This is a genomic window from Streptomyces sparsus (assembly GCF_054776295.1).
Genome location: NZ_BAAHCA010000320.1, coordinates 1 through 5,034, shown reverse-complemented (window position 1 = coordinate 5,034; position 5,034 = coordinate 1). Strand labels below are relative to the sequence as shown.

Sequence of the window (5,034 nt, the reverse complement as noted above, 5' to 3'; positions counted from 1 at the left end):
GGCGGCCACCGTCTCGCCGAGCCGCTGATGGTCGGACGCCAGGCCGAGGTGCAGCGACGGGTACAGGGACCGCACCCGGGCCGCCTCGGCTTCGGGTGGGGCCTCCCCGCCGGCCTCGCAGAGCGCGTCCGCCGCCGCGAGTGCCCGCCGGTTCCACCGCAACGCCGCCTCCGCGTCGTCCTGGGTGGCGGCCAGGTAGTGGGCGACGGCACATCGATGGAAGGTTTCGCCACCACACCCGACGCTGCCTCCACGCCCCTGTTCCAGCTCCTCCCACAGCGCGGTGAGCCGGTTGCGGGCCTCCTCGCGGTCACCGCCCCGGTGCAGGATGACCGCCTGACCGAGCCGGGTGGTGATCGTGTCCTCGGCTGACTGCTCGGCCACGGCGCTCCTCCTGCGTGCACTGCTGCGGTGGGTTCCGACGCTAACCCGGCGCCGCACGTTCACCGCTGAGGCGCACTCACTCCGCCAGGTTCGGCAGCCGCCAGTCGATGGGAGTGTGGCCCTGCGCCGCGACGGCCTCGTTGATGCGGCTGAACGGCCGGGAGCCGAGGAACAGCCGGGCCGACAGCGGGGAGGGGTGCGCGCCCTCGACCACCGCGTGCCGCTCGGTGTCGATGAGCCGCAGCTTCTTGCGGGCGTAGTTGCCCCACAGCACGAACACCGCCGGATCGGGTCGGTCCGAGACCGCCCGGATCACCGCGTCGGTGAACCGCTCCCAGCCCTTGTTCTTGTGCGAGTTGGCCTCCCCGGCCCGCACGGTGAGCACCGCGTTGAGCAGCAGCACACCCTGCTCCGCCCACGGCAGCAGCGAACCGTTGTCGGGCACCGGGTGGCCCAGGTCGTCGCGGAGTTCCTTGAAGATGTTGCGCAGCGACGGCGGCACCCGCACCCCGGGCCGCACCGAGAAGCACAGACCGTGGCCCTGGCCTTCGCCGTGGTAGGGGTCCTGGCCCAGGACCAGGACCTTCACCCGGTCGAAGGGGGTGGCCTCCAGCGCCGCGAAGACCGACTCCCGCGGTGGGTAGACCGGGCCGCGCTCCCGCTCGCCCTCGACGAACTCGGTGAGTTCCTTGAAGTAGGGCTGGTGCAGTTCCTCGCCGAGGACTTCCTGCCAGGAGTCGGGCAGCATGCCGTACACGTCGTACCTCCGGGGGCGTTTCACGGATGACCGGCCGCCGGCGACCTCCGTCGTCGACGACCGGTCACAACGTACCGGCGGGCACTGACAGCGGTGCTACCAGCTGGACTTCCGGTGCAGCTCCCACATCCGCATGATGGTCGACGCGTCGATCGCCCACTCCACGCCGGCGATCTCCTCGTGCGCGGCGATGTACACGCGGCCCTGCCACAGCGGAATCAGCCGGGCGTCGTCGGCGAGGATGCGCTGGGCCTCCTTGAGCGAGGTGCCCGCGGCGGCGCGGTCGCTCTGCTGACGGGACGCGGGCAGCAGCGTGCCGGTCAGCTCGGCGTCCTCGTAGGGAATGCCCAGGGCGTTGTGCTTGCCCACGAACGGCCCGATGTAGTTGTCGGCGTCGGGGAAGTCGGGGAACCAGCCGCGCCCGAACACCGGGTACTCGCCCTTCTGGTAGGCCTCCTGGAACTCGTTCCACTCCCGGCCCTCGATCTTGACGCTGAAGAGCCCGGAGCCGTTGAGCTGCCGCCTGATCTCCTCGAACTCCGCCTTGGTGGTGGCGCCGTACCGGTCCGTGGTGTACCAGAGGGTGAGCTTCACGGGCTCGGTGATGCCGGCCTCGGTCAGGATCGCCTTCGCCTTGCGCTGGCTCGGCTCGCCGTACTCGTCGTAGAACGCGCTGGTGTGTCCGGTGATGCCGCCGGGCACCATCGAGTAGAGCGGCTCGGCGGTGCGCCGGTAGACCTCGCGGACGAGCGCCTTGCGGTCGATGAGCTGCGCGACGGCCTCGCGGACGGCCGGGTCCTCGACCGAGGGGTCCTCCGGATTGAAGACGAGGTAGCGGATCTCGGTGCCCGTCGCCTCGTTCAGCTTGATCTTGGAGTCCTTGGTCTGGGAGTCCTCCAGGCCGATGATCTGCTCCGGCGTGAGGCCGCGGAAGCTGAGGTCGACGTCCCCGTCCTCGATCGCCTTGACCAACCGCGCCGAGTCCTTGAAGTACCGGATGCTGACCGCGTCGTTCTTCAGCTTCGCGGCGCCGCGGTACTCCTCGTTCTTGGTCAGGTCGGCCTTCTCGCCCGCCTCGTAGGCGGCCAGCTTGTAGGGCCCGGAACCGGCGATGTCGTTCGCGTCGCGCAGTTTGTCCGCCGGGTAGACCTCAGGGTCGACGATGGAGGCCGCCGGGGTGGCCAGTACCAGCGGGAAGGTCGCGTTCGGCTTCTTCAGGTGGAAGACGATCGTGTCGTCGCCGCTGGTCTCGACACGGTCCAGGCTCTCCAGCAACTGCGCCGGGCCGGTGGGCGCGTTGATCTTGAGCGTGCGCTCCAGGGAGAACTTGACCGCTGCCGCGTCGAGCCGGTTCCCGTTGGAGAACTTCAGGCCCTCCTTCAGCGTGCAGCGGTAGACCTGGCTGGCGTTGTCGGTGAAACCGCAGTTCTTCGCGGCGTCGGGTTCGGGCGTACCGCTGGAGTTGGGGAAGTTCAGCAGCGACTGGTAGATGTTGCGGTACAGCTCCCAGGAGCCGTCCCAGGCACCGGCGGGGTCGAGCACGCTGGGCGCGCTGGTCGTACCCACCACTATGGCCTCGTCGGCGTCGTCGCCGCCCCCGGTCAGCGAGCCGCATCCGGCGACCACTGCCACGGCGGACACCACCGCGATGCTCCTCAGAAGCCTTATCCGGCTGAACACGTGCACGCTCCTCGATCGGCGGGGGCCACTGCTGACGCGCTGCGGGAAGTCGGATTTCGGGCCTGGCGGAATTCCCGCCGATATCGGACCGCCACACTCAGCACATCGGTGCCACGAGCGGGCCCCACAGGCCTACGACTCGCAGACCTTATCGCAGCACTTGGCCTGAGCTTCATGGACAGCTCAACCGCCTGTCAATCATCTGCGGCTTCCAGTACGGCACCAACTTCACGCGGCGGACGCGAATCGTCCGCGACCAGCGCTTATCCCCCCGACGGACGGAGGCGACCCGCCCGACCGGTCACCCCTCCCCCACCGGTACCCGCCCAGGTCCCGGCGCGGTGCCGCACCCGGTGGCGGACCCCGGGACGCGCAAGCGGGCACCGACGGGTGAGTCGGTGCCCGCTTGCGCGCGCTGTCCGCGAGTGGCGGTGACGTGGCCGTCCCGGTGTCCGGCAGCCGTGCCGCCGGCGGGCGCGTCCCCGCCCGGTCAGGCCACGCCGGCGTTGAGGAACAGGCCTCCGTCGACGACCAGCGTCTGACCGGTCACCCATCCCGCTTCGTCCGAGGTGAGGAAGGCCGCCGCGCCCCCGATGTCCTCGGGCACGCCCAGCCGCCCGAGCGGGTACCCCTTGACCGCTTCCTCCTCGCGTCCTTCGTAGAGCGCCGCGGCGAACTTCGTCTTCACCACCGCCGGGGCGATGGCGTTGACCCGCACCCCCGGCGACAGCTCATGTGCCAACTGGAGGGTCAGGTTGACCATCGCGGCCTTGCTGATGCCGTAGGCGCCGACGAACGGCGACGCCGACAGCCCGGCCACGGAGGCGATGTTGACGACCGTGCCACCGTGCTCGCGCTGCCACGCGGCCCAGGTCAGCTGGGCGAAGCCGAGCGCGGAGAGCACGTTCATCTCGAAGACCTTGCGGGCGACGGCGAGGTCGAGCTCCACGATCGGGCCGAACACCGGGTTGGTGCCGGCGTTGTTCACCAGGTGGTCGAGGCGGCCCCAGGCCGCCATCACGCGGTTCACCACGTCGGCGCGGTGCGCCTCGTCGTGGGCCTTGCCTGCGACGCCCATGGCCCGGTCGGCGCCGAGCTTGTCGACGGCCTCCTTCAGCGAGTCCTCGCTGCGGCCGGTGATGCACACCCGGTCGCCGCGGGCGACCAGGGCCTCCGCGATGCCGAAGCCGATGCCGCGGCTGCCGCCGGTGACGAGTGCGACCCGCCCACTGTCCTTGACTGTCATGTTGTTCTCTTCCCTCAGTCGAGCGGTCCGCCGGCCACGTACAGGACCTGGCCGGACACGAAGCCGGTGGCGTCGGCGGTGAAGTAGGCGATGGCGCCCGCCACGTCCTCCGGCCGGCCGACCCGCTGGACCGGGATCTGGCTGGCGGCGGCCGTCTGGAAGTCCTCGAAGTCCATGCCGACCCGGGCGGCCGTCTGCGCGGTCATGTCGGTGGCGATGAAACCGGGCGCGACGGCGTTGGCGGTGATGGAGAACTTGCCCAGTTCCTTCGCCAGCGTCTTCGTCAGCCCCTGGAGGCCCGCCTTCGCCGCGGAGTAGTTGGCCTGGCCCCGGTTGCCCAGCGCCGAACTCGACGAGAGGTTGACGATGCGGCCGAAACCGGCGTCGACCATGTGCTTCTGGCAGGCACGCGACATCAGGAACGCGCCCCGCAGGTGCACGTTCATGACCGTGTCCCAGTCGCCCTCGCTCATCTTGAACAGGAGGTTGTCGCGGAGCACGCCGGCGTTGTTGACCAGGATGGTCGGGGCACCGAGCTCCTCGGCGACCCGGGCGACCGCGGCCGCCACCTGCTCGGCTTCGGACACGTCGCAGCCGACGGCGAGCGCCCGGCCGCCCGCCGCGGTGATCTTCTCGACGGTCTCCTTGCAGGCCGCCTCGTCGAGGTCGAGCACGGCGACGGCACGGCCTTCCTCGGCCAGCCGCAAGGCGGTGGCCGCCCCGATACCTCGGGCCCCGCCCGTCACGATCGCGACGCGCTGCTCGGTGGTGGACATGCTGGTTCTCCTCGCCCTCGAGTGGTGAGCAACCGCTTAGTAGCTACGGCAGACGTGACGCTAGAAGCCAGGCCGACGGCTGTCAACGTCGCCTCCGCCTCCCGAGGGGCACGGCAGCCCGAAACGCACCGGCGCGGACCGGCCCGGTGGGCGCCCAGGGGCCCGGGGGCGCGCCCACCGGGGACGGGCCG

The 5,034-nt window shown here is 70.6% G+C and carries 5 protein-coding genes; all 5 read right to left on the bottom strand.

Annotated features, from left to right (window positions below):
• The coding region (locus ACYVE9_RS15385; RefSeq protein ID WP_461028411.1) for a hypothetical protein at positions 1–384 on the bottom strand (384 nt) is incomplete at its 3' end.
• A gap of 76 nt (positions 385–460) precedes the next feature.
• The gene (gene ung, locus ACYVE9_RS15380; RefSeq protein WP_461028412.1) at positions 461–1,132 is read right to left on the bottom strand and encodes a uracil-DNA glycosylase; all 672 of its coding nucleotides are present in this window, start codon (positions 1,130–1,132) and stop codon (positions 461–463) included.
• A gap of 105 nt (positions 1,133–1,237) precedes the next feature.
• Positions 1,238–2,821: an ABC transporter substrate-binding protein gene (locus ACYVE9_RS15375; RefSeq protein ID WP_461028410.1), complete on the bottom strand. Its 1,584-nt coding sequence runs from the start codon at positions 2,819–2,821 to the stop codon at positions 1,238–1,240.
• A gap of 490 nt (positions 2,822–3,311) precedes the next feature.
• The gene (locus tag ACYVE9_RS15370; RefSeq protein ID WP_461028409.1) at positions 3,312–4,067 is read right to left on the bottom strand and encodes an SDR family oxidoreductase; all 756 of its coding nucleotides are present in this window, start codon (positions 4,065–4,067) and stop codon (positions 3,312–3,314) included.
• Positions 4,068–4,081: 14 nt separating this feature from the next.
• The gene (fabG, locus tag ACYVE9_RS15365; protein ID WP_461028408.1) at positions 4,082–4,843 is read right to left on the bottom strand and encodes a 3-oxoacyl-ACP reductase FabG; all 762 of its coding nucleotides are present in this window, start codon (positions 4,841–4,843) and stop codon (positions 4,082–4,084) included.
• Positions 4,844–5,034: the final 191 nt, after the last annotated feature.

Coding starts and splice junctions, on each gene's coding strand:
- ung (WP_461028412.1), bottom strand. CDS start 1,132: ATGCTGCCCGACTCCTGGCAGGAAGTCCTCGGCGAGGAACTGCACCAG.
- fabG (WP_461028408.1), bottom strand. CDS start 4,843: ATGTCCACCACCGAGCAGCGCGTCGCGATCGTGACGGGCGGGGCCCGA.
- ACYVE9_RS15370 (WP_461028409.1), bottom strand. CDS start 4,067: ATGACAGTCAAGGACAGTGGGCGGGTCGCACTCGTCACCGGCGGCAGC.